We start from the raw sequence: 25,692 nt of genomic DNA on the forward strand, positions 1-25,692 counted from the left end.
CGACCCGAGGCGGCGTCAGAGCAGGGCGCCCTCGTCGTGCAGCCAGTCCACGAAGCTGGTGGCGACCGCCGCGCCGCAGTCGAGCATCTCGACCAGGAGCGCGTCGTGGGTGCCGGCACCGAGTGGCACCTGAAGCTCGGCGTAGATCGGCAGCTGACCCCGCTCGGTCGGGTCGCCGATGTAGGCCTTGCAGAACCGGCGGGTGTGGTTCCACTCGTTGACCACCCGGTACGCCCGGTCGGCCCAGTCCGGCGGGACCGTGGCGTGCGGGCGGGCCCGCATGACCAGGATCTCGTCCTCCGGGCCTTCGAGGGTGACAAGCACCGCGTGCCGCTCCCACATCGCCAGCAGGTTGCCGTCGCCGTCGGCCAGATAACGCACGTCGAGCAGATCGAGCGCGTCGCAGACCCGACGCAGACTCACCGGCTCGACGGTGGCGGGCATCTCGGTCAGCACGGGCCGCTCGTTGGACGGGCAGTCGTCCCCCGGCTGGCGAGGGCTTGGCGGCCCGATCCGGACCGCGCTATCGACTGTGATCCCGCTTCGGGTTTCCGGTTCGCCGCCGTCGGCGGGACCGGGGCGCCATGACCACCACGGCATCGCTCGCGCACCTCACTCCCCAGCGGATCCAGTCGCCTACGGTGCGTTGGATCCGAGGATGGACGGTACCCGGACAGCCGGGTTGAAGCACCCCCCCAACGACCGCCCCTGACCAGAAGAATGATCTGGGGTCATCCGTTCGGACGAGCATTCAGGGGTGTCACGGCAAGATCCGTGGCCTTCTGCAACCAGGCCGCTCCGTGCGGTCCCACCAGGCCGACCCAACGCCCGGCCACCCGCACCTGAACGGCGTTCCCGGCCGTGCTGGCCGCCGTACCGCCGAGGAAGCCCATGCGGACCACCCCCTGCACCAGCCGCTGCGGCACCTCGACGGGCGCGGCGGCCGCCCCGTCCGGGGTGATCAGCACCGCCACGTGGTCGAGCAGCGCGTCCCGCAGCGCCCGCTGACCCACGGCACGACCGCCCACACCCTGCTCGCTCGCCGTCCGCAGGGTGCCCGCCGCCGCGTCCGCGATCCGTCGCACCTCGGCAACGGGCAGCGCCTCCACCTGTCGGCTCCGCGCCGGCGGCAGCGGCCACCGCCACTGGGCGTCGCGGCGGGTCGGTAGGGCGGTGCCGCCCCGCTCCAACTCCGCGAGCAACTCCCCGGCGTTCACCGTGACGTCCTCGACGACACCGTCGGCCGGTCCGCCGGCAACCGTGCGGACCACCAGGACCTGCCACGGCAGCCGGGCCCACAGGGCGACCCGGCCCGGTGCGCCGGCCGGCCGCAGCCGGACCGGCGCGACCGGATCCAGCCGGACCAGCCGGGCCAGGAAGGCACCGGCGTCCGTCACCCCGGCGATGCCGTGGGTGGACGCCGCCACCCGGCCCGGCTCAGCGGTGCCCGGCCGGGTCACCCCACACCGCCCTTCGGCGCGTACGTAAGCAGGAAGTCCCGTTCCTCGGTGGTGATCCGCCGGGGCACCTGACGGGTCAGGTCGAACGGCACCAGCACCGAGCGGGCTCGGCTGGCCAGCACCTCGCCGTCGTACAGCTCGTAGGCGACGGTGAACCGGGAAGCCCGGATCTCCTCCACCCACAGCTCGATCCGCACCGTGGGCGCCGCCTCCGCGGTGGCCCGGCCGAGCGCGTAGTCGACCGGGCGGAGGTAGTCGACCTCGTGCCGGCGGATCACCACCCCGTCGGCGAACGAGCCGACTCCCCAGGCCCGGCCGCCGGCGAACATCAACGCGACCCGCGCCTCCTCGTACAGGGTGAGGAAGCGCGAGTTGTTGACGTGGCCGTACGCGTCCAGGTCGGACCAGCGCAGGGTGCAGTGGTAGACGAAGCGGTCAGACACCTTCTCGGCCGGTCAGTCGCGAGTCAGCTTGCGGTACGTCACCCGGTGCGGTCGGGCGGCTTCCGCGCCGAGGCGGTCGATCTTGTTCTTCTCGTACGCCTCGAAGTTGCCCTCGAACCAGAACCACTTGGACGGGTCCTGGTCGTCGCCCTCCCAGGCCAGGATGTGCGTGGCGACGCGGTCCAGGAACATCCGGTCGTGCGAGATGACCACGGCGCAGCCGGGGAACTCCAGCAGCGCGTTCTCCAGGCTGGAGAGCGTCTCCACGTCCAGGTCGTTCGTCGGCTCGTCGAGCAGGATGACGTTGCCGCCGATCTTCAGGGTCAGCGCCAGGTTGAGCCGGTTGCGCTCACCGCCGGAGAGCACCTTCGTCGGCTTCTGCTGGTCCGGGCCCTTGAAGCCGAACGCGGCGATGTACGCCCGCGACGGCATCTCGACCTTGCCCACCATCAGGTAGTCGAGTCCGTCGGAGACGACCTCCCAGACGGTCTTGTCGCCGTTGAGGCCCTCCCGGTTCTGGTCGACGTACGACAGCGAGACGGTGGGACCGACCCGGACCTGGCCGCTTGTCGGCTCCTCCAGCCCGACGATGGTCTTGAACAGGGTGGTCTTGCCGACGCCGTTGGGGCCGATGATGCCGACGATGCCGTTGCGCGGCAGCGAGAACGACAGGTTGTCGATCAGCAGCCGGTCACCGAAGCCCTTGCTGAGGTTCTGCGCCTCGATCACCGTGCTGCCCAGGCGCGGGCCCGGCGGGATCTGGATCTCCTCGAAGTCGAGCTTGCGGGTCTTCTCGGCCTCGGTGGCCATCTCGTCGTACCGGTCGAGGCGGGCCTTCGACTTGGTCTGCCGGGCCTTGGCGTTGGAGCGGACCCACTCCAACTCCTCGGTGAGGCGCTTCTTCATCTTGGCGTCGCGGCGGCCCTCGACGGCCAGCCGGGCGGCCTTCTTCTCCAGGTAGGTGGAGTAGTTGCCCTCGTACGGGTAGGTCCGGCCGCGGTCCAGCTCGAGGATCCAGTTGGCCACGTTGTCGAGGAAGTACCGGTCGTGGGTGATCGCCATGACGGTGCCCGCGTACTTTGCGAGGTGCTGCTCCAGCCAGGAGACGCTCTCCGCGTCCAGGTGGTTGGTCGGCTCGTCGAGCAGCAGCAGGTCGGGCGCCTCGAGCAGCAGCTTGCAGAGCGCGACCCGGCGACGCTCACCGCCCGAGAGCTGGGTCACGTCGGCGTCCGGCGGCGGGCAGCGCAGGGCGTCCATGGCCAGTTCGAGCTTGGAGTCGACGTCCCAGGCGTCGAGGTGGTCGAGCTCCTCCTGGAGCTTGCCCATCTCCTCCATCAGCTCGTCGGAGTAGTCGGTGGCCATCTGCTCGGCGATCTTGTTGAACCGCTCCAGCTTGGCCTTGGTCTCGGCGACCGCCTCCTCGACGTTGCCGAGCACGGTCTTGGCCTCGTTGAGCGGGGGCTCCTGGGCGAGCATGCCGACGGTGTAACCGGGCATGAGTCGGGCCTCGCCGTTGCTCGGCTTGTCCAGGCCTGCCATGATCTTGAGGAGGCTGGACTTGCCGGCGCCGTTCGGACCGAGCACACCGATCTTGGCCCCCGGCAGGAAGCTCAACGTGACGTTGTCGAGCACGACCTTGTCGCCGTGCGCCTTGCGCGCCTTTTCCAGGACGTAGATGTACTGGGCCACGGTGCGGGCTACCTCCGTCGGTTGCTGTCGCTGATCGGCGGCGCGGCGCGGGCTGCGAGGACCGCCCGCCGCCGCCGGCCGGGAGCCGGCCGCGCGCACGCCATCGTCAATCCTGACAGGTACGGCGCGCTTCGCCCACATCACCCCGCCCCAGGAGTACGTCGGCGAGCCGCGTTGCCCCAGCCGGTAAGGCAAAGTAGCTTTTTTGGTATGACCAAGAAGATCACAGTCAGCCTGCCTGACGATCTCGCCGAACGGCTCGCACAGGAACCGAACGCTTCCGCCTACGTGGCGGAATCACTGCGACGCCGGGTGGCCGGAGAAAGGACGCGGGAGATCCTGCGGAGCGCTGGCTTCGCGCTCACTGACGAGGGGTTGGCGCGAGCGCAGGTCGAGATGGACCAGCTAGAGGCGAGCATCACGCCGGAGCTGCGCATAGAGGCTGCCAGGCTACAGAACGAGGTTCTGGCAGCACGCGACAAGTTTCACGCAGCACGCGCCACTGCTCGCAGGTGATCGCTTTCGGCCTCGCACTGGACACCACCGCACTGCTCGCCTACTCCTCGACGGAGCTGGACGTCGGGCACCGGATCGCGAAGGCAGCCGACCGCGGCCGGCAGGTGCTCGTCCCCGCCCTGTGCCTCGCCAACGCACATCAACGGGCGACCCCCGCGCAGTGGGAGATGCTCGAACTGCTCGGCGCACTTCCGCATATTCAGATCACCCCCGTCGAACCCGAGATGTGCAACTATCTCGGCGGCTGGTCGCGCCGGATGAACGGCCGGATGGACCTCGCACAGCTGGCGATGGACGCCGCCGCCCACCCCCTCGTGCCGATCATGACGGATCGGCGGGAACTGCTGGGTGAGGTGCTGCCCAAGGAGTGGCCGATCATCGAGCTCTGACCAGCGCGGCTGTCGAGAAGATCACCTTCAGGGTTCGGCCCGACCGGGGCGGGTAGGAGACTCCGGCACTAGGCACAAGACGCCGCAGCTACGCTCAGTACGCTCATCGCGGTGGACCCGTCAGTACCCGGAGGTGGCCGATCGTGACCGTCCGTAGCTCCTTTGTCGTAGTGGCGAACCGTCTGCCGGTCGACGAGGTGAGCACACCCGAGGGCCGGCAGTGGCGACGCAGCCCTGGTGGGCTGGTCACCGCGCTCCATCCCGTACTCGCCGAACACAAGGGCACCTGGGTCGGCTGGGCCGGTGGCACCGGCGCGGCCCCCGAGCCGTTCGACCTGGAGGGGATCCGGCTGCACCCGGTCCCGCTCAGCGCGGAGGAGTTGGAGCGCTACTACGAGGGCCAGTCCAACGCGACGATCTGGCCGCTCTACCACGACGCGGTGGAGACGCCCGCCTACAAGCGCCGGTGGCGGGAGGCGTACCGCCTGGTCAACGCCCGGTTCGCGGAGGCCGCAGCCGACGTCGCCGCCGAGGGCGCGACGGTCTGGGTGCAGGACTACCAGCTCCAGTTGGTGCCGGCGATGCTCCGTGAGCTCCGGCCGGACCTGCGGATCGGGTTCTTCCTGCACATCCCGTTCCCGCCCATCGAGCTGTTCATGCAGATGCCGTTCCGCACCGAGATCCTGCGCGGTCTGCTCGGCGCCGACCTCGTCGGGTTCCAGCAGCGGCTGGCCGCGCAGAACTTCGTCCGGCTGGCCCGGCACCTGCTCGGGCTCCGCTACGAGGGGCAGATGATCCAGGTCGACGGTCGGCAGGTGAAGGCGGGCGCCTTCCCCATCTCGATCGACACGCAGGAGATGGAACGGATGGCCGCCGATCCGGCGATCCAGGCCCGGGCCAAGCAGATCCGCGCTGAGCTGGGCGACCCGAAGACGATAATCCTGGGCGTCGACCGGCTGGATTACACCAAGGGCATCGAGTTGCGACTCAAGGCCTTCCGGGAGCTGCTGGCTGACGGAAAGTTGACAGTTCCCGACGCGGTCATGGTTCAGGTCGCCACGCCCAGCCGCGAGCGCGTGGAGCACTACCAGGCACTACGGGTCAAAGTTGAGCGCGAGGTCGGTCGGATCAACGGCGAGTTCGGTCGGGTCGGCGTGCCGGCGGTCCATTACCTTCATCAGTCGTACAGTCGCAGTGAGCTGGCGGCGATGTACGTTGCTGCCGACGTGATGATGGTGACCCCGCTGCGAGACGGAATGAACCTCGTGGCAAAGGAATACGTAGCATCACGTGCCGACCAGGGTGGCGCCCTCGTGCTCAGTGAGTTCGCCGGTGCCGCCACCGAGCTTCGCCAGGCATTTTTGTGTAACCCGCACGACCCGGACGCGGTCAAGGACGCCCTCCTCCGGGCAGTGCACGTGGAGAAAACCGAGGCGCGCCGCCGGATGCGGACAATGCAACGTCACCTGCGTACCCACGACGTGGGTCACTGGGCCAAGTCTTTCCTCTCGGAGCTCGGAGTTCCGGAGGCGGAGGCCGAGTGAACACGTCCGTCAACGATGGGGCGGCAGTCGCCACCGGGGTCATGGACCCTGAGTTGCGTGCCGCCATCGGGCGGATCGCCCGGGTCCCCCAACTCCTTGTCGCCTGCGACTACGACGGCACACTGGCGCCGATCGTGGAGGACCCGAGCACCGCCGTCCCGCTGCCCGAGTCGGTAGCCGCGGTCCGTGCGCTCGCCGCGCTGCCGCAGACCACCGTGGCGGTGGTCTCCGGTCGGGCGCTGCGCGACCTGGCCGCGCTCTCCCGGCTGCCGAGCGAGGTGCACCTCGTCGGCAGCCACGGCTCCGAGTTCGACATCGGCTTCGTCGAGCGGCTCTCCCCCGAGCTGGTCGCCGTGCGGACCGAGGTCCGCAACGCGCTGCGCGAGATCGCCGCCAAGCACCCGGGCATCCGGCTGGAACGCAAGCCGGCAAGCGTCGCGGTGCACACCCGCGGGGTCGACCCGCAGGTGGCCGCCGCGGCGATCGAGGCGGTCCGCAACGGTCCGGCCACCTTCGACGGCGTCACGGTGACCCAGGGCAAGGAGGTCATCGAGCTCTCCGTGGTGGCCACCCACAAGGGCACCGCGCTCGACCAGTTGCGGACCCAGCTCGCCTCCAGCGCGGTGCTGTTCATCGGCGACGACATCACCGACGAGAACGCGTTCGGCCACCTGCACGGTCCCGACCTCGGCATCAAGATCGGCCCTGGTGACACCCAGGCCGACTACCGGGTGGCCGACCCGTTGGAGGCCGCCCGCGCGCTGGCGCTGCTGCTGGAGACCCGCCGGCACTGGCTGTTCGGCGAGCGGGCGGTGCCGATCGAGCGGCACTCCATGCTCGCCAACGGTCGTACCGTCGCGCTGCTCACGCCCGAGGCGAAGGTGAGCTGGCTCTGCCACCCCAAACCGGACTCGGCGGCGATCTTCGCCGATCTGGTCGGTGGCAGCCCGGCCGGTCACTTCAGCGTCGCCCCCGAACGCGGCGGCATCCCGCTCGGCCAGCGCTACCGGTCCGGCACGATGACCGTGGAGACCCGCTGGTCCGGGCTCACCGTCACCGACTGGCTGGACAAGCCGGCCCGGGAGACCACCCCGGACGACAGCCCGGCGGTCATCACCGGCGACTCGACACTCGTCCGGGTGCTGACCGGCGCGGGCAAGGCCACTGTGGAGTTCGCGCCGAGGCCCGAGTTCGGTCAGGTGGCCGTCCAGTTGCAGCCGCTGGGTGACGGCCTGCTGGTGCTCGGCTCCAACGAGCCGGTCGCGCTCTACTCCCCCGGCGTGCAGTGGGAGGTCGGCAACGACGGCGGGTACGAGACCGCAAAGGCGGTCGTCGACCTCTCCGCCGCCGGTGGGCAGGTCGTGCTGGAGCTGCGCTTCGGCACGCACAGCCTGGAGCACCACCGGGTGCCGATCCACGAGCGGCAGGCCGCCGCCGAGCAGCCGTGGAAGGACTGGGTGGCCTCGCTGCGGCTGCCGTCCACAGCCCGTGACCTCGTCGCGCGCAGCGCCCTCACCCTGCGCGGGCTCTGCCACGAAGCCACCGGCTCGATCCTGGCGGCGGCGACCACCTCGCTCCCCGAGGAGCTGGGCGGCGTCCGCAACTGGGACTACCGCTACTGCTGGCTGCGCGACGCCGCGCTGACCGCCCGCGCACTCGTCGACCTGGGCTCCGTCGAGGAGGCCGAGGCGCTGCTGCGCTGGGTGGACGGCTGCATCGAGCGCACCGGCGGGCACCCGGAACGACTGCACCCGCTCTACACCATCGACGGTTACGAGCTGGGCGCCGAGGCGGTCATCGACACGCTGCCCGGGTACGCCGGCTCCCGGCCGGTCCGGGTCGGCAACCTCGCCAACCACCAGTTGCAACTGGACGTCTTCGGCCCGATCGCCGACCTGATCGCGGCCGTCGCCGACGCCCGCGGCTCGGTCCGCGACGACGAATGGCGGGTCCTGGAGAACATGGTCGAGGCGGTCCGCCGCCGCTGGCACGAGCCCGACCACGGCATCTGGGAGGCTCGGCTGCCACCCCGGCACCACGTCTTCTCCAAGGTGATGTGCTGGATGACAGTCGACCGGGCGCTGCACGTCATGCGCGAGCACGGCGGCGAGGACCGGCCCGAGTGGAAGGACCTGCGCGACCGGATCGGTGCCAACGTGCTGGAGCACGGCTGGCACTCCGATGTCGAGGCGTACAGCGTCGCGTACGGGGACGAGGACATGGACGCCTCGTCGCTCTGGATCGGGCTCTCCGGCCTGCTCCCGGGTGACGACCCGCGCTTCCTGTCCACGGTCCTGCGGATCGAGGCGGACCTGCGCAGCGGCCCGGTCGTCTACCGCTACCACTGGGACGACGGCCTGCCCGGCCGTGAGGGCGGCTTCCACATCTGCACGGCGTGGTTGATCGAGGCGTACCTGCGCACCGGCCGCCGCACCGACGCCGAAGAGCTGTTCGCCCAGATGGTGCTGACCGCCGGCCCGACCGGGCTGCTCCCCGAGCAGTACGACCCGCTCGCCGAGCGCGGTCTGGGCAACCACCCGCAGGCGTACAGCCACCTCGGCCTGATCCGCTGTGCCCTGCTGCTGGACAACATGCTCAAGCAGTAGTTCGACAGCTCGCCGCCGTCCCATGATCGAGTGATGAGAAGTAGCTCGGAATCGTCCCCGAGGAACTACTTCTCATCACCTGATCATGAGTGCGGGCCCTCGTCGAGGGTGTGCACCACGTCGCCCACCACGACGACAGCCGGTGGGCGCAGGTCGGCGGCGAGCAGGTCGGCGGCCACCTGGCCAAGCGTCGACCGTAGGACCCGCTGGGTGCCCGTCGTGGCCTCCTGGACGACTGCGGCCGGCGTCTCCGCTGAGCGGCCGTGCGCGATCAGGGTGGCCGTGATGGCGGCGAGGTTCTTGAGCCCCATCAGGATCACCAGCGTGCCGCGTAGGCCCGCCAGGGCGTCCCAGCGCACCAGCGAAGCCGGCGAGTCGGGTGCCACGTGCCCGGAGACCACGGTGAACTCGTGCGCGACCCCCCGATGGGTGACCGGAATCCCGGCCGCCGCCGGCGCGGCGATCGAGCTGGTCACCCCGGGCACCACCGTCACCGGCACGCCGGCCGCCGCACAGGCCAGCAACTCCTCGCCGCCCCGGCCGAAGACGTACGGGTCCCCACCCTTGAGCCGCACCACGAAGGCACCGGCCAGGGCGCGGTCCACCAGGATCTGGTTGATCTCCTCCTGTTCCCGGGACGGGCCGTAGGGGATCTTCGAGGCGTCCACAAGCTCGACGTCCGGGCGCAGCTCGTCGAGGAGCAGCCCGGGCACCAGCCGGTCGGCGACCACCACATCGGCCTCGGTGAGCAGCCGCCAACCCTTGACCGTGATCAGCTCCGGGTCACCGGGCCCCGCCCCGACCAGCGCCACCCGCCCGGCCTGCCGTCCAGGGCCCGCGCCAGCCGTGCTGCTCGCGCCACCCGAGTCGGTCGCACCACCCGCGCGGGCCGCCCAGGCCGTGCCGTCAGCGCCGAGCACGTCGGGCCCACCTGTCGCACCGGCCGGAGGGTCGGGCCGGCCCCGCGTCGGAGCGGCCCCGTCCGGTGCCAGGCGCACGGCGAGGAGATCGCGGATCGCGTCGCGGACGGTCATCGCCCGACGGGGGTCACCGCCGCCGAGCACCGCCACGGTGACCGGGCCGTGCCGGGTCACCGCGGGAGTCCAGGCGGTGGCGGCCGTGCGGTCGTCGGCCCGGACACAGAAGATCCGTCGCTCGGCGGCGACGGCGCTCACCGCAGCCGCAGCCATCGGGTCGTCGACAGCGACCTGCACCAGCCAGGCACCGTCGAGGTCCTCGGGCACGAACCGGCGCGGCACCCAGTGCAGCCGGCCCGCGTCGGCCCGCGCGCGCAACGCCGGGGTCAGCTCCGGGGCCACCAGCAGGACGTCCGCACCGGCGTCAAGCAGCGCGGGTACCCGCCGGGTGGCGACCGCGCCGCCACCCACCACGACCACCCGCCGGCCGTCCAGCCGCAGACCGAGGGGGTACGGATTGGAGGTCACGCCGCACCACCGAGGTGGACTGCGAGTTCGTTGCGGGTGGTCACTTCTCGGCCACCCCGGCGGAGTCGAAGGTGGCCACCTCGTGCAGCACCCGGACCGCGCCGGTGACCACGGGCAGCGCCAGCAGCGCTCCGGTGCCCTCGCCGAGGCGTAGCCCCAGGTCGATCAACGGGTCGAGGCCGAGGTGCCGCAGCGCCACCGTGGCTCCGGGCTCGGCCGAACGGTGGCCGGCGACCATGGCGTCCACCGCCGCCGGGGCGAACGCGGCGGCGGCGAGCGCGGCCGAGACCGCGATCACCCCGTCCAGCAGCACTGGCGTACGGCGGGCAGCCGCCCCCAGGACCAACCCGGCCAGGGCGGCGTGCTCCAGGCCACCGACGGCGGCAAGCACCCCCAGCGGGTCGGCCGGATCGGGTGTGTGCCGGGCCAGCGCGGCCCGCACCACCGCCACCTTGTGCGCGTACGTCGCGTCGTCGACCCCGGTGCCCCGACCTGTGGCGTCGAGCGGGTCGGCGCCGGTGAACGCGGCGATCAACGCGGCGGCCGGGGTGGTGTTGGCGATGCCCATGTCGCCGGTGAGCAGGATGCCGGCGCCGGCGTCGATCAGCTCGTCGGCGATCCGGATGCCGGTCTGCACCGCCGCCAGCGCCTCGTCCCGGGTCAGCGCGGCGGTCACCGTGAGGTCGCGGGTGCCACGGCGCACCGACGCGACAACCAGCCGAGGCGCGGCGGAATCGAGCACGGCCGGGTCGGGCACGGCCGCTTCGGCGGTCGGCAGCGGGGTGGCCACGCCGACGTCGACCACGGTGACCGAGGCGCCGGCCTGGCGGGCGAACGCGTTGACCACCGCTCCGCCGGCCAGGAAGTTGCCGATCATCTGCGCGGTGACCTCCTGCGGCCAGGGGCTCACCCGCTGGGCGTGCACCCCGTGGTCGCCCGCGAAGATCGCCACCGCGGCCGGCTCGGGCAGCGGTGGCGGGCAGGCTCCGGCCAGGCCGGCGAGGCGTACCGAAAGCTCCTCGAGTGCGCCAAGCGAGCCCGCCGGCTTGGTCAGCCGGCCGTGCAGCTCCCGGGCGGCGGCCATGGCCGCCTCGTCCGCCGGGCGGATGGCCGCGATCGTGGTCTCCAGCATCATGCCTCCATGATCTCGCGCAGTACGTCGATGAACGCATCTGTGGTGTGCCGGTCGCGTACCGCCACCCGCAGCCAGTCTGGGCCGAGGCCGGGGAACGTGTCGCCGCGGCGCACCGCCCAGCCGCGCTCGCGCAGGGCAGCCCGGATCGCTGTGGCACCGGGCAGGTGCAGCAGCACGAACGCGCTTGCGGGCCGGCCGACGACGCGTACACCGGGTAGGTCGGTGAGGCGCGCGACCAGGTGGTCGCGGTCGGCGGCGAGGGCGACGGCGATCGCGCGTTCGGCCTGGACCGCGACAGGGCTGGCGCAGGCCGACGCGGCCGCCAACGCGGGCGTGGAGACGGCCCAGAGCGGTTGGACGGCGGCCAGCCGGGACAGCAGCTCCGCAGCGCCGAGCAGGTAGCCGATCCGGAGGCCGGCCAGACCCCACGTCTTGGTGAGGCTGCGGACGACGAGCAGCCCGGGCAGGTCGCGACGCTGCGCCAGCGACTCCGGTTCGCCGGGGTGCCCGGGGGCGATCGTGGTGTCGGCGAACGCCTCGTCGACCACCAGCACCCGGCCGGGGCGGGCCAGCGCGGCCACCGTCTGGGCGGGGTGCAGCACCGAGGTCGGGTTGGTCGGGTTGCCGATCATCACGAGGTCGGCGTCGGCGGGCACCCGGGCGGGGTCGAGCCGGAAGCCGTCGGCGGCGTCGAGCAGCAGCCGCTCGACCCGGTGACCGGCGGCCCGCAGCGCCGCCTCCGGCTCGGTGAACTGGGGGTGCACCACCACCGGGCGGCGAACGCCGCGCAGCGCCTGGGCGATGAGCACGAACCCCTCGGCCGCACCGGCGGTGAGCAGCACCTCGTTCGGGTGACGGCGGTGTCGGGCGGCGACCGCCGCGCGGGCCGGCGCCGGGTCCGGATAGCGGGCCAGGTCGGTCAGGGTCGCGGCGATCGGGTCGGCCAGCCAGGCGGGAGGTCGCGCCCGACGGACGTTGACGGCGAGGTCGATCAGGCCTGCGGTGGCCTCCGCGTCGCCGTGGTGCGTCAGGTCGGCCTCGCAATCGGCCGTCGGCTCGGACATGTCCGCGATCCTGCCGGGAAGGCGGCCGGTGGGACAGACGATCTCGGCGTAAGCCGCGTCACCACTCGCCGGTTTAAGAGTTCTTCTCATGCACGTATCGGAAATGTCATAACTTGACCCTGTGAGCAACCGACCCCTTGCTGCCGCTGGTCGACTCGTCCCTCTCCTCCGCGCCGGGCTGATCGCCGGAATCGTGATCGCCGCCGTGGCCTACCCGCTGGTCGCCCTCACCGGGCTCGGCGCGAAGGCCACCGCACACGCCGTGGACCAGAAGACCCGGGTGCTGAAGACCGCCCTGCCCGCCGAGACCTCGTACCTCTACGCCCCCGACGGCAAGACCGTGCTGACCATGTTCTACGAGGAGTACCGGCAGTACACCAAGCTGTCGGACATGTCGCCGAACATCCAGCAGGCGATCGTGGCGGCCGAGGACTCCCGCTTCTACCAGCACCACGGCGTCGACCCGAAGGGCGTGGCCCGAGCCTTCGTCTCCAACGCCCGCTCCGGCGGGTCCCAGGGCGCGTCGACGCTGACCATGCAGTACGTCCGGATGGCCCTGCGGGACAGCGCGACCACGCCCAGGGAGGTGCAGGAGGCGACCCAGCAGACAAGCATCCGCAAGGTCAAGGAGATGCGGATGGCGCTGGACCTGGAGAAGGAGCTGAGCAAGGAACAAATCATGGAGCGCTACCTGAACTCGGCGTACTTCGGGCACCGGGCATACGGCATCTACGCGGCGAGCGAGATCTTCTTCTCCAAGACCCCGAAGGACCTCACCCCGGTCGAGGCGGCCACCCTCGCCGGACTGGTCAAGTCCCCCTCCGAGTACGACCCGGCGGACTCCGACCAGAAGGAGGCCACCGGACGGCGCAACTACGTGCTGGACCGGATGAGCCAACTCGGCTACCTCTCCCCCGACTCGGCCACCGCGGCCAAGTCCGAGCCGATCCGGCTCAAGCTGACCACCCCACCGCACGACTGCGCCGCGGTCACCGAGAAGTACAACAGCTGGGGCTTCGCCTGCGACTACCTGAAGAACTGGTGGAGCGCACAGCCCGCGTTCGGGGCGAACCGGCTGGAACGGATGGACAACCTGCGCCGGGGCGGCTACCGGATCGTGCTCAGCCTCGACCCGAAGGTCCAGGAGGCTGCGGAGAAGAACGTCGGGTCCAAGGACGCCACCGGAAGCCCGTTCGCAAACGGCATCGTGGTCTCCGAGCCGGGCACCGGTCGGGTGAAGGCGATGGCGGTGAACCGGACGTACTCGCTGGACCTGGCCGAGAACCCGCAGAGTTCCAACCCCGAGGCCGGACCGAAGGTGAAGGCCAACTACCCGAACACGGTGGCACCACTGCTCGGCGGCGGTGACCTGGCGGGCTACCAGGCCGGGTCGACGTTCAAGATGTTCCCGATGCTTGCCGCGCTCGACGCCGGGATGCCCCTCTCCACCTCGTTCAACGCCCCACACCGCTACCGGTCCGAGGTCTACGACGGGTGGGCGCCCTCCAACGCCAGCGGTGCCATGTCCGGTCAGCAGACCATGTGGTCCGGCTTCGGCAAGTCGGTGAACACGTACTTCGTGTGGCTGGAGGAGAAGGTCGGCGCGGACCGGGCGGTCCGGTTGGCCGAGCAACTCGGGCTGCGGTGGCGCACCGACGTCGACCGGGACCACGCGTCCCCGGCCAAGGCGAAGAAGTGGGGCGCGTTCACCCTGGGCGTCTCCGACGCCACCCCACTGGAGATGGCGAACGCGTACGCCGCCATCGCGGCCGACGGCCGCTACTGCGAGGCCATCCCGGTGCAGGCGATCATGAACCGGGACGGCACACCCGCCACGTACGCCACCCCGGGCGGTCTGCACCGTGAGGTGGCCAAGCCACGCTGCCGGCAGGTGGTCAACGCGGACGCGGCACGGGCGGCCACCGACGCGGCCCGCTGCCCGACCGGAGACACCCCGGCGCGCGGCAGCTGCGGCGGCTGGTCCACCGCCGACAGCGTGCGGGGCACCGTCGGACGCCCGGTGGCCGGCAAGACCGGTACGACCGACAGCACGCGGTCCGCCTGGTTCGTGGGCTACACCCCGGAGCTGGCCGCGGCGAGTTTCATCTCCGACCCGGACAACCCGTTCAACGCCGTCGGTGACGGGCAGTCCCAAATCCCGATCAAAGCGGTCTCGCAGACCCTGCGCGACGGCCTGAAGGGCACCCCGACCCGCCAGTTCACCCCACCATCGGACGCCATCGTCGGCTGACCGGCACGAGAGCCAGCGCAGGTCGGCGCGTTTCAGCGCAGGTCGGCGGCGACGAACGACCAGAGTTCCAGATCCACTCGGCCGCCGCTGACGAAACCGGCGTTGCGCAGCAGACCCTCGTAGCTGAACCCGGCCTTCTCGGCGACCCGGCGCGAGGCCAGGTTTCCGGGTGCCACCCGCAGCTCGACCCGTTGGAAGCCGTGCTCCAGGATCAGCGCGATCGCCACCGCGTCGACCGCCTCGGCGGCGAAGCCGAAGCCCCGGGCGGGTGCCGCCATCGCGTACGAGATCTCGGTCAGGCGCGCGCCCCAGTCGGTGCGCCGGGTCCAGAGCGAGCCCACCACCTGGTCGTCCTCCCGCCGGAGCACCGCGTAGTGGTCGCCCTCCCCGCTGTCGCGCCGCTGCCGGGCCAGATCGGTGCACCAGGCCAGCCCGTCGATCGGGCCGGAGTCGTCGGGCAGCGGCAGCCAACGCCGGGTCAGCTTGTCGGCGAAGATCTCCCCGGCCGCCGCCGCGTCGGCCGCCGTGAGCTGACGCACCTCGGTACGCGGGGTGGAGACGGTGAGCGCCGGGAATCGGCGTACCGCCACCTGACCGATCACACCGACACCCCGCCCGGCTGGGCGGGCACCACCTCGCTCGTCGGGTCGGTCGCCGCCGCCGCGACCAGCCGGGCGGCCGTCCCCGGGTGACCGGCCCAGTGCAGGGTGAGCTGCGAGGCGTGCACGTTGCGCCAGACGAAGCCCTCCGGCGTGCCGCCGTCCCAGCTCCAGGCCGGGCGCTGACCAGCGCGCGGGGTGAGCACGGCACGGTGCGCCTTGTGCCCGACCAGCACCGTGCCGGTGGCGGCGACCACGCTGTCGGTCTGGGCGGTCGCCTCCCGGTAGCCGGCCACCACCCCGTCACGGCTGACGCCGACCGCGTCCAGGACACCGCACATCGGCAGCCCGTCCAACTCCCGGGCCAGCCAGAGCAGCCCGGCGCCCTCGGCGATCACCGGACGCCCGGTCCGTGCCAACTCGGCCACCGCGATGCAGAGCCGCCGGTTGGCCGACAACTGCTCGGCGTACGCCTCGGGCAGCGCGCCGCCGACGACAAGCGCGCGGGTGCCGACCGGCAACGCCTCGTCGCGAAGCGGGTCGACGACGACGACCTCGGCGCCGGCGGCCCGGAGCAACTCGGCGGTCTCCGGGTGGCTGAAGCTGCCACCCGGCCCTCCGGCCACCGCCACCAGCGGACGGTTCGCCGGGGGCGTGAACGCGCCGAGGGCCTCCTCGGCCGACCAGGCCGGCGCCGGCAGCGGCGGTGCGGAGCGGGCCAGCCCGAGCAGCCGCTCCAGGTCGACGGTGGCGGCGACGGCCTCACCCAGCCGGCGGACCGCACGAACGGCGTCGGCCGAACCCTCGACCACCGGGGCCACGCCGTGCCGCCGCGACGGCAGCACCGCCGGCAGGTCCTGGCGACGCAGCGCGCCGTAGACCGGCACTCCCACGTCGTCCAACGCCTCGCGCAACAACGCCTCGTGCCGCGACGAGGCCACCCGGTTGAGGATCACCCCGCCGAGCCACAACTGCTCGTCGTACGAGCGGAAACCGTGCACCAGGGCTGCCACCGACTGACCCATCGCGGCCACGTCGACGACGAGCACCACCGGGCTGCGCAGCGCGGCGGCAGCCGCAGCCGTGGACTCCTGCTCGGGACGCCCACCGACCGAGTCGTACAGCCCCATGCTGCCCTGCACCACGGCGAGCCCGGCACCGGCGGCGCCGTGGGCCACGAGCGGGGCGAGGCGGTCGACGCCGACCAGCCGGGAGTCGATCACCCGACCGGGCCGACCGGCGGCGAGGCCGAGGTAGGCGGCGTCGACGTGGTCCGGCCCGAGCTTGAACCCGGCGACGTCCATCCCTCGCTCGGCAAGTGCGGCGAGCAGCCCGATCGCCAGCGCGTTCTTACCGTGCCCGGAGGACGGCGCGCTGAGCACCAGGCGCGGCACGACGGTCATCATCGACTCCTCGCGAGCGGCGGCGGGTACGCGACGGGACGACCGAGGCCGATCCGTCGGCGTGACGATACCCGCCCGGCCGAAGGCGCGAGCACCGCCAACCGGGGCCGCCCATCCGGCCCTGGCCGGGGCCCCTGACGCCGGTCCCGGCGCGGTCCGGCCCGGTCCAGGTCAGTGGCGCCGGTCATACGAGTAGCCTCGGTGCCGTGTACCGGTTCCTGCTGAGCCCACGCTGGCTGGGCGCTCTCGCGCTGACCCTGGTCGCCGCCGCGGTCATGGTGTTCCTCGGCAACTGGCAGCTGGACCGCTACCGGGGGCGTACCGAGGTCAACGAGCGGATCGACGCGGGCCAGCGGATGGCTCCCGCGCCGCTCGCCGACGCGCTGCGCGCGCCCACCGGGGGCGCGGGGACTGCCGGGCCGGCCCCCGCCGAGGACAAGGTCTGGACCCGGGTCACCGTCACCGGTCGGTACGACCCCACGAACACCGTGCTGGTCCGTGGCCGGACGGTGGACAGCCGGGTCGGCTTCGAGGTGCTCACCCCGCTGGTGCTCGCCGACGGCACGGCGCTGCTCGTGGACCGGGGTTGGATCCCACCGGCGCCCGGTGGCGCGGTCGCCAAGCCGTCGGTGCCCGCCGCGCCGACCGGCGACGTGACGGTGGTCGGTCGGGTGCACGAGACCGAGAGCGGCGCGGGCGCGGTGGACCGACGTGACGGGCTGCTGGAGATCCGGCGGATCGGGGTGTCCCGGCTGGCCGGCGAGCTTCCCTACCCGGTCTACGGCGCCTACCTGCTGCTCGACGAGCAGACCCCGGCAGCCGATCCGGTGTTCAAGGCGGTGCCGGTCGGGCACACCAACAACTGGCAGAACTTCGGGTACGTCGTGCAGTGGTGGCTCTTCGCGGTGATGGCGCTGTTCGGTTACGGCTGGGTGGCCCGTCGAGAGGCCCGGCGGGCCGCCGGCATCGGCACCACGGCGGCGCCCCTGGACCGGGCCGCCGAGCCGACGCCCACCGCGTCTGCCTGACCAAACCGTCAGCCACTCACCCGGCCGGCGTGGATGGCGCGGACCGCGTCGATGGTGTCCGCCTCGGCGGCCGACTTGTCGTCGCGGTAGCGCACCACCCGGGCGAACCGCAGCGCCATCCCGCCGGGATAGCGCGAACTCGTCTGCACCCCGTCGAAGGCGATCTCCACCACCTGCTCGGGACGGACCCGGACCACCCAGTCGCCGCGCTCCACGGCGAGGTCGAGGAAGCGCTCGGTCTGCCAGCGCAGCAGCTCGTCGGTGAGCCCCTTGAACGTCTTGCCGAGCATGACGAAGTCGCCGGTGCGCGCGTCCCGGGCACCCAGATGCAGGTTGGACAGCCAGCCCTTGCGTCGGCCGCTGCCCCACTCGACGGCGAGCACCACCAGGTCGAGGGTGTGCCGTGGTTTCACCTTGACCCAGGCGGCACCGCGCCGGCCGGCGTCGTAGGGGGCGTCCGGTGCCTTGACCACCACACCCTCCTGCCCGGCGTCGAGCGCGGCGGCGAACGCGGCGCCGGCCTGCTCCGGACCGTCGACCTCCATCCGCCCGACCAGCAGCGACGGATCCACCGCACCGGCCAGGGCGGCCCACCGCTCCCGGCCGGGGAGGTCGATCAGATCCTGGCCGTCGAGGTGCAGCAGGTCGAAGAAGTACGGAGTGAGCACCGTCGCGCCCGTGCTGGCGGCGGCCGCGAGCACCGCCGGGGCGACAGGTGTGCGGCCGGTGGTGCTCGGGGTGGTGCGTCGGGCGGCTCGGCTCGACGTCTGCTGGAACGGCAGTGGCCGGCCGGTCTCGTCCAGGCCGATCGCCTCGCCGTCGAGGACCATCTCCCGGCCGGGCAGGGCACGGACCGCTGCGACCACCTCGGGCACCCGTGTGGTGATCTCGTCGAGGCTGCGGGTGAACACGGCGATGTCGGAGCCGGAGCGGTGCACCTGGATGCGGATGCCGTCGAGCTTCACGTCGACCACCGCCGGCGTGCCGGTGGCGGCGAGCGCCTCGTCGACCGAGGGGGCGCTCTGCGCGAGCATCGGCGCCAGCGGGCGGCCGACCCGCAGGCCGAAACCGGCCAACTCGGCGGCCCCTCCGGACAGCGCGGCCACCGCCACCGCCCGCAGGTCACCGGCGAGCAGCAGCGCCCGGCGGACCGCCGCCACCGGGACCTCGGCGGCCCGGGCCACCGCGTCCGCGAGGAGCCCGGCCTGGGCGCCCTGGCGTAGCTCGCCACTGAACAGGCCGGTGAGCAGGCGCTGCTCGTCGGCCGTCGCCGCCGCGTAGAGGGCACCGAGCAACGCCCGACGCCGTGCCTGCGAGCCCGACCCGTGCACGGCGGCGATCTGCGCGATTGCCGCGTCCACGGCGGCCACCGTCAACGTCGGCTCGGCTGCCGGTGGCGGCAGGTCACGCAGGCTCGCGTAGCCGACGCCGGTCTGCCGTTGGCGCAGCTCACCGGCGAGATAGCCGGCGCCGGGCTCGACCTCGGCGGGGTCGAGGCGGCGCAGCGCGTCGGCGAGCAGCGCCACCTTGGCCCGTCGGCCGCTTGTGGCACCGACGGCGGCGGAGGTGGCTGCCAGATCGAGGAACCGCACGCAGCTCATCCTGCCAGTCACCTCCGACACCGCCCGGGCATTGCCGTGCCCGGGCGGTGTCGGCAGGGTGCCGCCCGCTCACGCGGACGACGGATCAGGCGCTGACGGGCTCCTCGATGCGCAACCCTCGGGCGCGGACCTCACCGGCGACCCGGGAGAGCACCGAGTCGAGGGCGACCAGGGCGGCGGAGAGCTCACCGAGCTGTTCGTTGAGCGTGTCCTCGGACCACGCGGAGACATCGACATCTCCCAGCGCGCTGACAGCGGCCCCCAACCGGGCCATCACCTCGTTCGTACTCATGTACGAAAGGCTATAACAGCTGACCATCCGACACGCCGTAAACTCCCAGATCAGGCCCAAAGTTGCCGTTCTGACACCTAACTGCCGGTCGCCGCCACGTTGCGCAGGAGCAGCGCCTCGGCGAGGCAGACCCGGGCGAACTCCCCCAGGTGCAGACTCTCGTTCGGGCCGTGCGCGCGGGCGTGCGGGTCCTCCACACCTGTCACCAGGATCGCCGCCTTCGGGAACATCTCCTGGAAGGTGGCGATGAACGGAATCGAGCCGCCGACGCCGATGTCCACCGGGTCGGTGCCGTCCCAGGCGGTCCGGAAGGCCGAACGGGCAGCGTCGAACATCGGCCCGGACGCGTCGATCACGCACGGGTCACCGTCGTGTTCGAAGGTGACAGTCACCTGCGCTCCCCACGGCGCGTGCTGCTCCAGGTGCGCGCGCACCGCCGCGTACGCCCGCTTGGGGTCGTCGCCCGGGGCGAGGCGGATGCTGAGCTTCGCCTTCGCGGCCGGGACCAGGGCGTTCGGCGCCTCGCCGGTGGACGGCGCGTCGACACCGAGGATGGCAAGCGCCGGCTTCGTCCAGAGCCGGTCGGTGATCCGGCCGGTGCCGATGAACTGCACGCCGTCGGCGAGCCCCGCCTCGGCCCGGACCCGGTCCTCCGGGTAGTCGACGGTGGCGCCCTCCCGGCCCACCAGGCCGTCCACGGCCACGTCACCGGCGTCGTCGTGAAGCGTCGCAAGCAACCGGACCAGCGCGGTGAGCGCGTCCGGTACGGCCCCTCCGAACATGCCGCTGTGCACCGCGTGGTCGAGCGTGCGCACCTCGACGAAGCAGTTGACGATGCCCCGCAGCGAGGTGGTCAACGCCGGTACGCCGATGTCCCAGTTGCCGGAGTCGGCGATCACGATGACGTCGGAGGTGAGTTCCTCGCGGTGCTCGGCCAGCAGCTGCTCCAACGAGTCGGACCCGTACTCCTCCTCACCCTCGATGAAGAGGACCACGCCCACCGGCAGCGCGTCACCGTACGCGCGCAGCGCCGCGACGTGCGCCATCACGCCGGCCTTGTCGTCGGCCGCGCCCCGGGCGTAGAGCCGGCCGTCCCGCTCCACCGGCTCGAACGGGTCGGACTCCCAGAGCGACAGGTCACCCACCGGCTGCACGTCGTGGTGGGCGTAGAGCAGCACGGTGGGTGCGCCGGGTGGGGCGGCCCGCCGGCCGATCACCGCCGGCTGCCCGCCGGATCGCACGATGTCGACGTCGAGGCCGCAGCCGCGCAGCAGCTCGGCGACCGCCTCGGCGGAGCGTTCCACGTGCGAGTGGTCGAAGCCCTCGAAGGCGATGCCGGGGATGCGGACGAGGCGCTCCAGGTCGGCCCGTACGCCAGGCATCTCCCGCTCGACGGCGGCCCGCACCTCGGACTCGGACATGATCGGTGAGGTCATGACCGGCATCGTATGCCGGCCTTACCGGGGCGTGCCGGCGGAGCCCGTACCGTCACCGCTGTCCGTAGGGCCGGCGCCGGCCCGCGCGCCCGGCGCGGCCCGGCCGGCGCGGTGTGCGCGGCCCGCCGCCTCGGTGGCGGCATCCATCCACGAACGGGCCCGACCGGCGGTGCCGCCCACCCACTCGCCGACGTCACTCGCGCCGTCACCCAACCGGCGCAGCAACCCGACGAGCGGGTCGGTGGACCGGCTGAACTCCTCCCGGTACGACTCGGCAGCCGCCTTGATCTCCTCCGAGACGCTCGTCGAGCCGTCGTCCGCCCGGCGCGGATAGTCCCCGGCCAGCACCCGTCCGTACGCCCCGGAGTCGATCCACTGGCGCAGCTGCGCCGCCCGCGCCACCGGCACCGGGTGGGTGCTCCACGCGGTCATCCGGATCTTGTGCAGGCTGTCGCGCAGGTCGCCACCGCCGGCGTACTCGGCGGCCTGCTCCAGAAAGGCGGTGGTGTCGATCTGGGACAGGTCGCCGCCGCCGGCCAGCTTCATCAACAGCCGCAGCGCGGCGGCCGGGTCCTGCCCGGCGAGCAGGCCGGCCCGGTCGGCGGACAACTCCGCCTTGCGCCACCACTCCAACATCGCCGCGATGATCGCCCGCAGCGCGATCGCGCCGACCGGCAACCAGCTCAGGTTGGCCGCCCACCTGGTGAGGATCATGAGCATGGTCTTGTAGACCGCGTGCCCGCTGCCCACGTGCCCCAACTCGTGGCCGAGCAGGCAGCGCAGCTCGTCCTCGTCGAGTTGCTGCACGCAGGCGGAGTTCACCACGATGAACGGCCGCTCCAGGCCGACCGCCTCGGCGCCCAACCAGGGCGACTGGGTCACGAACAGCTCGGGTAGCTCGGCCACGTCGAGCGCCGCCGCAGCCTCGGTGTAGCGCTGCCACACCGCCGGATACTGCCGGTGGTCGACCCGGATGCCGGAGGCCAGCACGGACAGCCGGAAACCGCGCTCGTTCCACATCCCGAAGAACGCCCGCACCACGTCGTCGAAACCGCGTAGCTCCCGCAACGCGACCAGGGCACCCCGGTCGGCCGGATGCTCCCAGGCCCGCGAGCTGATGCCGGTGAGGGTGATCCGACGCCGCGCTGGCGCGTCCGCTGCCGTCATGGTGGCTCCCCGTTCGCCGTAGCTCCCCGCATCGTGCCGCAGTCACCGCCCGGCGTCCATGGCCCACTCAGCGCAGCCGCACGTAGTACCGGTCCGCGTCGTGCGGCAGTGCCGGCGCACCATCGACCAACAGGTCGGCGTGGGTCGCGGTCCCGTCGGCGGCGAAGTGCGCCCGCTCCCCGTCATGCCAGCGACGCAGCTCGGGCAGGATCTCCGGCCCGTCCCGGGCGACCGCGCGCGCCAACCGCAACGACGCGGGCGCGGTGACGAACACGGCGAGCGTCAACTCCGGCCGGACGACAGCCCGCGCGGCGCTCACCCCCTCGACCACAAGCACCGGAGCCACCGGCACCGGCACCGGCCGGGGCAGAAAACACCGCCGGACCCAGCTGTACCGTCGGTAGGCGCCCGGCTCCCCATCGCGCAGCGGGGCGAGCACCCCCTCGTCGAGCCGGGGCCAGAAGGTGACCTGGTCGTCCCACCCGTCGAGCAGGTCGTCGGTGTGCACCACCGGCGGCCGGCCGCCGAGCGGCCCCGCCAGGGCATCCGCGAGCTGCGCGGCGAACCGGCTCTTGCCCGCGCCGCTCGGCCCGTCGACAGCCACCAGCCGGGTCCGCCCCAACCGCGCCGGGCCCGCGAGCACCCGACGAGCCAATCCGGCGTACGCCTCGACAACCGCCACGGTCGACCGACAAGTCTCCGGGTCCAGCTCAACCTCCGAGTCCAGCGGGCCGCGGCGAGGTGCGACCCCGCGCCGCGCGACCCCGCGAGCGCACGACTCGAAGTATGCCGCGACGGCCGTCGACCACGGTGATCGGTGCGGCATGGCGGGCCACGTTGACACGTCCGGCTGACTGCCCTGGCCGGCCGCCGTCACGTCCGGGGGAATTGGGGCGGCGACGGGTGACGGGCAGCCCGTTCGCCGTTCGAGGTGCCACCCTTTCGGCATGATCGGGTGGTGCTCCGAGACGTGATGAGCCCCGGTATAGACGCCCTACTCGAACAGGCCCGCGCCGGGCTGCACCGACTGACTCCGCAACAGACCGTCGAGGCGGTCCGCGGCGGTGCGTTGCTGGTCGACACCCGTACCGAACTGCAGCGCCGCGAACAGGGCGACCTGCCCGGCGCGGTGGTCATCGACCGGACCGTACTGGAATGGCGCCTCGACCCGGCCAGCGCCTGGCGGATCCCGGAAGCCACCGGGTACGACCGGGAGATCGTGCTGGTGTGCCGGCAGGGCTACAGCTCCAGTCTGGCCGCCGCCAGCCTGCAGACCCTCGGCCTGCGCCGGGCCACCGACATGATCGGCGGCGTGGACGCCTGGCTCGCCGCAGGTCTACCCACAACCGACCGCCCCGCCGACATCCGCCCCTGATCCGATTCCTGTCTGCCCTGCCCTATCTGCCCTGCCCTGTCTGCCCCTGCCCCGGCACGCCTGGCCGATCGCGCGGCACGCCGGGCCGATCGCGCGGCACGCCTGGCCGATCGCGCGGCACGCCTGGCCGATCGCGCGGCACGCCTGGCGGATCGCGCGGCCGAACCAGGAACCGCCCTCCCGGGAAGGTAAACAACCCGCGACCGACCCCGCCGAAGCCACGGAACCCACCACGCTGAGCTCCGTGCGCACTTTCCCCGAAACTGCTGCCTCCCGACCGGGCGAGGCGGCAGTTTCGGGGAAAGTGCGCGGATCATGGCCACCTTCGGCGCGGTCACCGCAAGCTGGGGCTGCCAGAGGTGGGCCCGGGAGCCGGGAGCGTCATCACCCGCCTACTCACGCCCATCCACCCGGGCGGCCGAGTCAAGATCGTGCTCGATCCAGGAAGAAGGCCCCTCCCGACGTCCAGAAGGCCACTACAACAAGGATCGAGCACGATCATCCCTCCTGCGCGCCGACCCACACTCCCCTTGGGACGGAGGTCCGCCCGCTCGGCGGGTCGTCAGGAAGGCGGCGGGCCGGGTGGGATGAAGGGGAGGCCCGCGGGTGGGCCGGTCTCGATGAGACGCCAGAGGGCGTCAGTGTCCAGGTGTTCCTCGACGAGGTCGCCGAGCAGGTCGAGTGAGCGTTGCCGGGCGGCGGCGAAGCTGGTGGTCGGCGCGACCCGGAACCCGCTGCGACCGGCGAGGCGAGCCGCTTCGGTGAGGAACCACCGGCGGAACTCGTCGGACTCGAATGCCCCGTGCCAGTGGGTGCCGTGCACCGCAGCGAGCACGGCTCCCTCTGCCACACCGTCGTCGCGGGTCAGCAGAGGTGGCAGGTTGGGGTCGGCGTGTGACACGTACCCGTGGTGGATCTCGTACCCATGCACCGGAAGGCCGGCGTGGCTGCTGCCCACCGACTGCCGGACGGTCTTGCGCGGGTCGAAGGTGATCTCGATGGGCAGCAGGCCGAGCCCCGGCACACTGCCCTGCCGGCTCTCCACCGGGTCATGGATGGCGCGGCCGAGCATCTGGAAACCGCCGCAGAGGCCGAGCAGGGGCTTGCCGGCCGCCACATGGGTGGCCACCGCGTCGGCGAGGCCGGTCTCGCGCAGCCACGCGAGGTCGGCGACGGTGGACTTGGAACCGGGCAGGACGACCAGGTCGGCGGCGGCCAGCTCGGCCGGTTCGATGGTGAGGCGTACGCGGACGCCGGGCTCGGTGGCGAGCGCCTCCACGTCGGTGGCGTTGCTGATCCGGGGTAGGCGGACGACGGCCACGTCCAGCCATTCGCTGCCGTGCGGGGCGGCGGGTCGGCCGAGTACCCGGCCGTAGGCGAGTGAGTCTTCCGCGTCCAGCCACAGGTCCAGTGCCCAGGGCAGCACCCCGTACGTGGGGCGGCCGGTGACCTGACGCAGCATGTCCAGACCCGGCTGGAGTAGCCCGAGGTCGCCCCGAAACTTGTTGATCACGAAGCCGGCGATCAGCGCCTGGTCGGCCCGGTCGAGCAGGGCCACAGTGCCGAACATCGAGGCGAAGACACCGCCCCGGTCGATGTCGCCGACGACGATGGTCGGCAGGTTGGCGTGCCGGGCCAGCCCCATGTTGACGTAGTCACCGGCCCGCAGGTTGATCTCCGCAGGGCTGCCGGCGCCCTCGCAGATCACCACGTCGTACGTCTCGCGCAGCTCGGCCAGCGCGGCGTACGCGGTCTCGGCGAGCCGGGGACGTAGCTGTCGAAAGGTGCCGGCGGTGATCGTGTCGACCGCCTCGCCCAGAAGCACCACCTGACTGGCCAGGTCACTGCCCGGCTTGAGCAACACCGGGTTGAACCGCAGGTCGGGGGCGAGCCCGCACGCAGCGGCCTGCATGGCCTGGGCGCGCCCGATCTCGCCGCCACGCCCATCCGGCCCGACGACCACCGCCGAGTTGTTCGACATGTTCTGCGCCTTGTACGGCGCCACCTTCACGCCCTGCCGATGCAGCCAGCGGCAGATGCCGGCGGTGAGCACACTCTTGCCGGCGTCTGAGGTCGTGCCGGCCACGAGCAGCCCGCCGCTCACCGCCCGCTCCCCCGCCGCGCCCCGACGCCCTCGTCCGCTCCGACAGGCCGAACGCCAGCCAGCCCACGCACACCGGCCAGCCCACGCCCGCCAGTCAGCCCACGCCCGCCAGCCAGCCCACGCCCGCCAGCCAGCCCACGCCCGC

At 72.3% G+C, this 25,692-nt stretch carries 22 protein-coding genes; 7 read left to right on the top strand and 15 right to left on the bottom strand.

From position 1 onward, the window contains the following. Window positions 1–15: 15 nt before the first annotated feature. From ACWER9_RS11765 to ettA, 4 genes are all read right to left on the bottom strand, one after another. Window positions 16–600 carry a type III secretion system chaperone family protein gene (locus ACWER9_RS11765; protein WP_357356583.1) on the bottom strand — a complete coding sequence of 195 codons (585 nt, stop codon included), beginning with the start codon at window positions 598–600 and terminating at the stop codon, window positions 16–18. A 131-nt stretch (window positions 601–731) separates the two neighbouring features. Next, complete coding sequence (locus tag ACWER9_RS11770) at window positions 732–1,460, bottom strand: hypothetical protein (protein WP_452301799.1); 729 nt, start codon at window positions 1,458–1,460, stop codon at window positions 732–734. Further along, entirely contained in the window at window positions 1,457–1,903 is a 447-nt protein-coding gene (locus ACWER9_RS11775; RefSeq protein ID WP_452301800.1) for an acyl-CoA thioesterase, read from the bottom strand. The genes ACWER9_RS11770 and ACWER9_RS11775 overlap by 4 nt, the downstream gene beginning before the upstream one ends. A 12-nt stretch (window positions 1,904–1,915) precedes the next feature. After that, complete coding sequence (gene ettA, locus ACWER9_RS11780) at window positions 1,916–3,592, bottom strand: energy-dependent translational throttle protein EttA (RefSeq protein ID WP_452301801.1); 1,677 nt, start codon at window positions 3,590–3,592, stop codon at window positions 1,916–1,918. A 210-nt stretch (window positions 3,593–3,802) separates the two neighbouring features. On the opposite strand from ettA, the gene ACWER9_RS11785 reads away from it, so the two are divergent. From ACWER9_RS11785 to otsB, 4 genes are all read left to right on the top strand, one after another. Further along, window positions 3,803–4,108 (top strand): hypothetical protein, encoded by a 306-nt coding sequence (locus ACWER9_RS11785; RefSeq protein WP_452301802.1) that lies wholly within the window; start codon window positions 3,803–3,805, stop codon window positions 4,106–4,108. Beyond that, window positions 4,105–4,497, top strand: coding sequence for a hypothetical protein (locus ACWER9_RS11790; RefSeq protein ID WP_452301803.1), 393 nt, complete (start codon window positions 4,105–4,107; stop codon window positions 4,495–4,497). Before ACWER9_RS11785 ends, ACWER9_RS11790 begins: the two co-directional genes overlap by 4 nt. Window positions 4,498–4,640: 143 nt before the next feature. Beyond that, window positions 4,641–6,041 (top strand): alpha,alpha-trehalose-phosphate synthase (UDP-forming), encoded by a 1,401-nt coding sequence (locus ACWER9_RS11795; protein ID WP_030333449.1) that lies wholly within the window; start codon window positions 4,641–4,643, stop codon window positions 6,039–6,041. A gap of 41 nt (window positions 6,042–6,082) precedes the next feature. After that, window positions 6,083–8,647, top strand: a complete 2,565-nt coding sequence (gene otsB, locus ACWER9_RS11800) for a trehalose-phosphatase (protein ID WP_452301856.1) — start codon at window positions 6,083–6,085, stop codon at window positions 8,645–8,647. Between the two features lie 83 nt (window positions 8,648–8,730). Here the strand turns inward: otsB and cobA are convergent, their stop codons facing one another. The 3 genes from cobA to cobC are packed head-to-tail and all read right to left on the bottom strand — an operon-like array spanning window position 8,731 to window position 12,291. Continuing rightward, complete coding sequence (gene cobA / locus ACWER9_RS11805) at window positions 8,731–10,092, bottom strand: uroporphyrinogen-III C-methyltransferase (RefSeq protein ID WP_452301804.1); 1,362 nt, start codon at window positions 10,090–10,092, stop codon at window positions 8,731–8,733. A 40-nt stretch (window positions 10,093–10,132) separates the two neighbouring features. Continuing rightward, on the bottom strand, window positions 10,133–11,224 hold the full coding sequence (gene cobT, locus ACWER9_RS11810) for a nicotinate-nucleotide--dimethylbenzimidazole phosphoribosyltransferase (RefSeq protein WP_452301805.1): 1,092 nt from the start codon (window positions 11,222–11,224) through the stop codon (window positions 10,133–10,135). Then, a complete protein-coding gene (cobC, locus tag ACWER9_RS11815) occupies window positions 11,224–12,291 on the bottom strand; it encodes an Rv2231c family pyridoxal phosphate-dependent protein CobC (RefSeq protein WP_452301806.1) in 1,068 nt (355 codons plus the stop codon). The genes cobT and cobC overlap by 1 nt, the downstream gene beginning before the upstream one ends. A gap of 121 nt (window positions 12,292–12,412) precedes the next feature. Between cobC and ACWER9_RS11820 the strand changes: the two genes are divergently transcribed. After that, a complete protein-coding gene (locus tag ACWER9_RS11820) occupies window positions 12,413–14,542 on the top strand; it encodes a transglycosylase domain-containing protein (RefSeq protein ID WP_452301807.1) in 2,130 nt (709 codons plus the stop codon). 32 nt (window positions 14,543–14,574) lie between these two features. On the opposite strand, the gene ACWER9_RS11825 is transcribed toward ACWER9_RS11820, so the two are convergent. Next, complete coding sequence (locus tag ACWER9_RS11825; RefSeq protein WP_452301808.1) at window positions 14,575–15,144, bottom strand: GNAT family N-acetyltransferase; 570 nt, start codon at window positions 15,142–15,144, stop codon at window positions 14,575–14,577. Beyond that, window positions 15,141–16,544 (bottom strand): cobyrinate a,c-diamide synthase, encoded by a 1,404-nt coding sequence (locus ACWER9_RS11830; protein WP_452301809.1) that lies wholly within the window; start codon window positions 16,542–16,544, stop codon window positions 15,141–15,143. The genes ACWER9_RS11825 and ACWER9_RS11830 overlap by 4 nt, the downstream gene beginning before the upstream one ends. A gap of 206 nt (window positions 16,545–16,750) precedes the next feature. On the opposite strand from ACWER9_RS11830, the gene ACWER9_RS11835 reads away from it, so the two are divergent. Continuing rightward, window positions 16,751–17,572 (top strand): SURF1 family cytochrome oxidase biogenesis protein, encoded by an 822-nt coding sequence (locus ACWER9_RS11835; protein ID WP_452301810.1) that lies wholly within the window; start codon window positions 16,751–16,753, stop codon window positions 17,570–17,572. Between the two features lie 8 nt (window positions 17,573–17,580). Here the strand turns inward: ACWER9_RS11835 and ACWER9_RS11840 are convergent, their stop codons facing one another. From ACWER9_RS11840 to ACWER9_RS11860, 5 genes are all read right to left on the bottom strand, one after another. Then, window positions 17,581–19,173, bottom strand: a complete 1,593-nt coding sequence (locus ACWER9_RS11840; protein ID WP_452301811.1) for an ATP-dependent DNA ligase — start codon at window positions 19,171–19,173, stop codon at window positions 17,581–17,583. An 85-nt stretch (window positions 19,174–19,258) separates the two neighbouring features. Then, window positions 19,259–19,465 carry a hypothetical protein gene (locus ACWER9_RS11845; protein ID WP_030333429.1) on the bottom strand — a complete coding sequence of 69 codons (207 nt, stop codon included), beginning with the start codon at window positions 19,463–19,465 and terminating at the stop codon, window positions 19,259–19,261. 77 nt (window positions 19,466–19,542) lie between these two features. Further along, a complete protein-coding gene (locus ACWER9_RS11850) occupies window positions 19,543–20,886 on the bottom strand; it encodes a M20/M25/M40 family metallo-hydrolase (RefSeq protein ID WP_452301857.1) in 1,344 nt (447 codons plus the stop codon). Between the two features lie 36 nt (window positions 20,887–20,922). Next, a complete protein-coding gene (locus tag ACWER9_RS11855) occupies window positions 20,923–22,068 on the bottom strand; it encodes a M48 family metallopeptidase (protein WP_452301812.1) in 1,146 nt (381 codons plus the stop codon). A gap of 67 nt (window positions 22,069–22,135) precedes the next feature. Beyond that, window positions 22,136–22,750 (bottom strand): uridine kinase family protein, encoded by a 615-nt coding sequence (locus ACWER9_RS11860; protein WP_452301813.1) that lies wholly within the window; start codon window positions 22,748–22,750, stop codon window positions 22,136–22,138. Window positions 22,751–23,041: 291 nt separating this feature from the next. Between ACWER9_RS11860 and ACWER9_RS11865 the strand changes: the two genes are divergently transcribed. Then, complete coding sequence (locus tag ACWER9_RS11865; RefSeq protein WP_145785474.1) at window positions 23,042–23,443, top strand: rhodanese-like domain-containing protein; 402 nt, start codon at window positions 23,042–23,044, stop codon at window positions 23,441–23,443. A 562-nt stretch (window positions 23,444–24,005) separates the two neighbouring features. On the opposite strand, the gene ACWER9_RS11870 is transcribed toward ACWER9_RS11865, so the two are convergent. Next, window positions 24,006–25,547: a cobyric acid synthase gene (locus ACWER9_RS11870; RefSeq protein WP_452301814.1), complete on the bottom strand. Its 1,542-nt coding sequence runs from the start codon at window positions 25,545–25,547 to the stop codon at window positions 24,006–24,008. Window positions 25,548–25,692 lie beyond the last annotated feature (145 nt).

The organism is Micromonospora sp. NPDC003944, assembly GCF_053605225.1.

What these genes read in the sequence shown, in the direction of transcription:
- ACWER9_RS11765 (WP_357356583.1), bottom strand. Translation starts at nt 600, where the DNA reads ATGCCGTGGTGGTCATGGCGCCCCGGTCCCGCCGACGGCGGCGAACCG.
- ACWER9_RS11785 (WP_452301802.1), top strand. Translation starts at nt 3,803, where the DNA reads ATGACCAAGAAGATCACAGTCAGCCTGCCTGACGATCTCGCCGAACGG.
- otsB (WP_452301856.1), top strand. Translation starts at nt 6,083, where the DNA reads ATGGACCCTGAGTTGCGTGCCGCCATCGGGCGGATCGCCCGGGTCCCC.
- cobT (WP_452301805.1), bottom strand. Translation starts at nt 11,224, where the DNA reads ATGCTGGAGACCACGATCGCGGCCATCCGCCCGGCGGACGAGGCGGCC.
- cobC (WP_452301806.1), bottom strand. Translation starts at nt 12,291, where the DNA reads ATGTCCGAGCCGACGGCCGATTGCGAGGCCGACCTGACGCACCACGGC.
- ACWER9_RS11830 (WP_452301809.1), bottom strand. Translation starts at nt 16,544, where the DNA reads ATGACCGTCGTGCCGCGCCTGGTGCTCAGCGCGCCGTCCTCCGGGCAC.
- ACWER9_RS11840 (WP_452301811.1), bottom strand. Translation starts at nt 19,173, where the DNA reads ATGAGCTGCGTGCGGTTCCTCGATCTGGCAGCCACCTCCGCCGCCGTC.
- ACWER9_RS11845 (WP_030333429.1), bottom strand. Translation starts at nt 19,465, where the DNA reads ATGAGTACGAACGAGGTGATGGCCCGGTTGGGGGCCGCTGTCAGCGCG.
- ACWER9_RS11850 (WP_452301857.1), bottom strand. Translation starts at nt 20,886, where the DNA reads ATGTCCGAGTCCGAGGTGCGGGCCGCCGTCGAGCGGGAGATGCCTGGC.
- ACWER9_RS11855 (WP_452301812.1), bottom strand. Translation starts at nt 22,068, where the DNA reads ATGACGGCAGCGGACGCGCCAGCGCGGCGTCGGATCACCCTCACCGGC.
- ACWER9_RS11865 (WP_145785474.1), top strand. Translation starts at nt 23,042, where the DNA reads ATGAGCCCCGGTATAGACGCCCTACTCGAACAGGCCCGCGCCGGGCTG.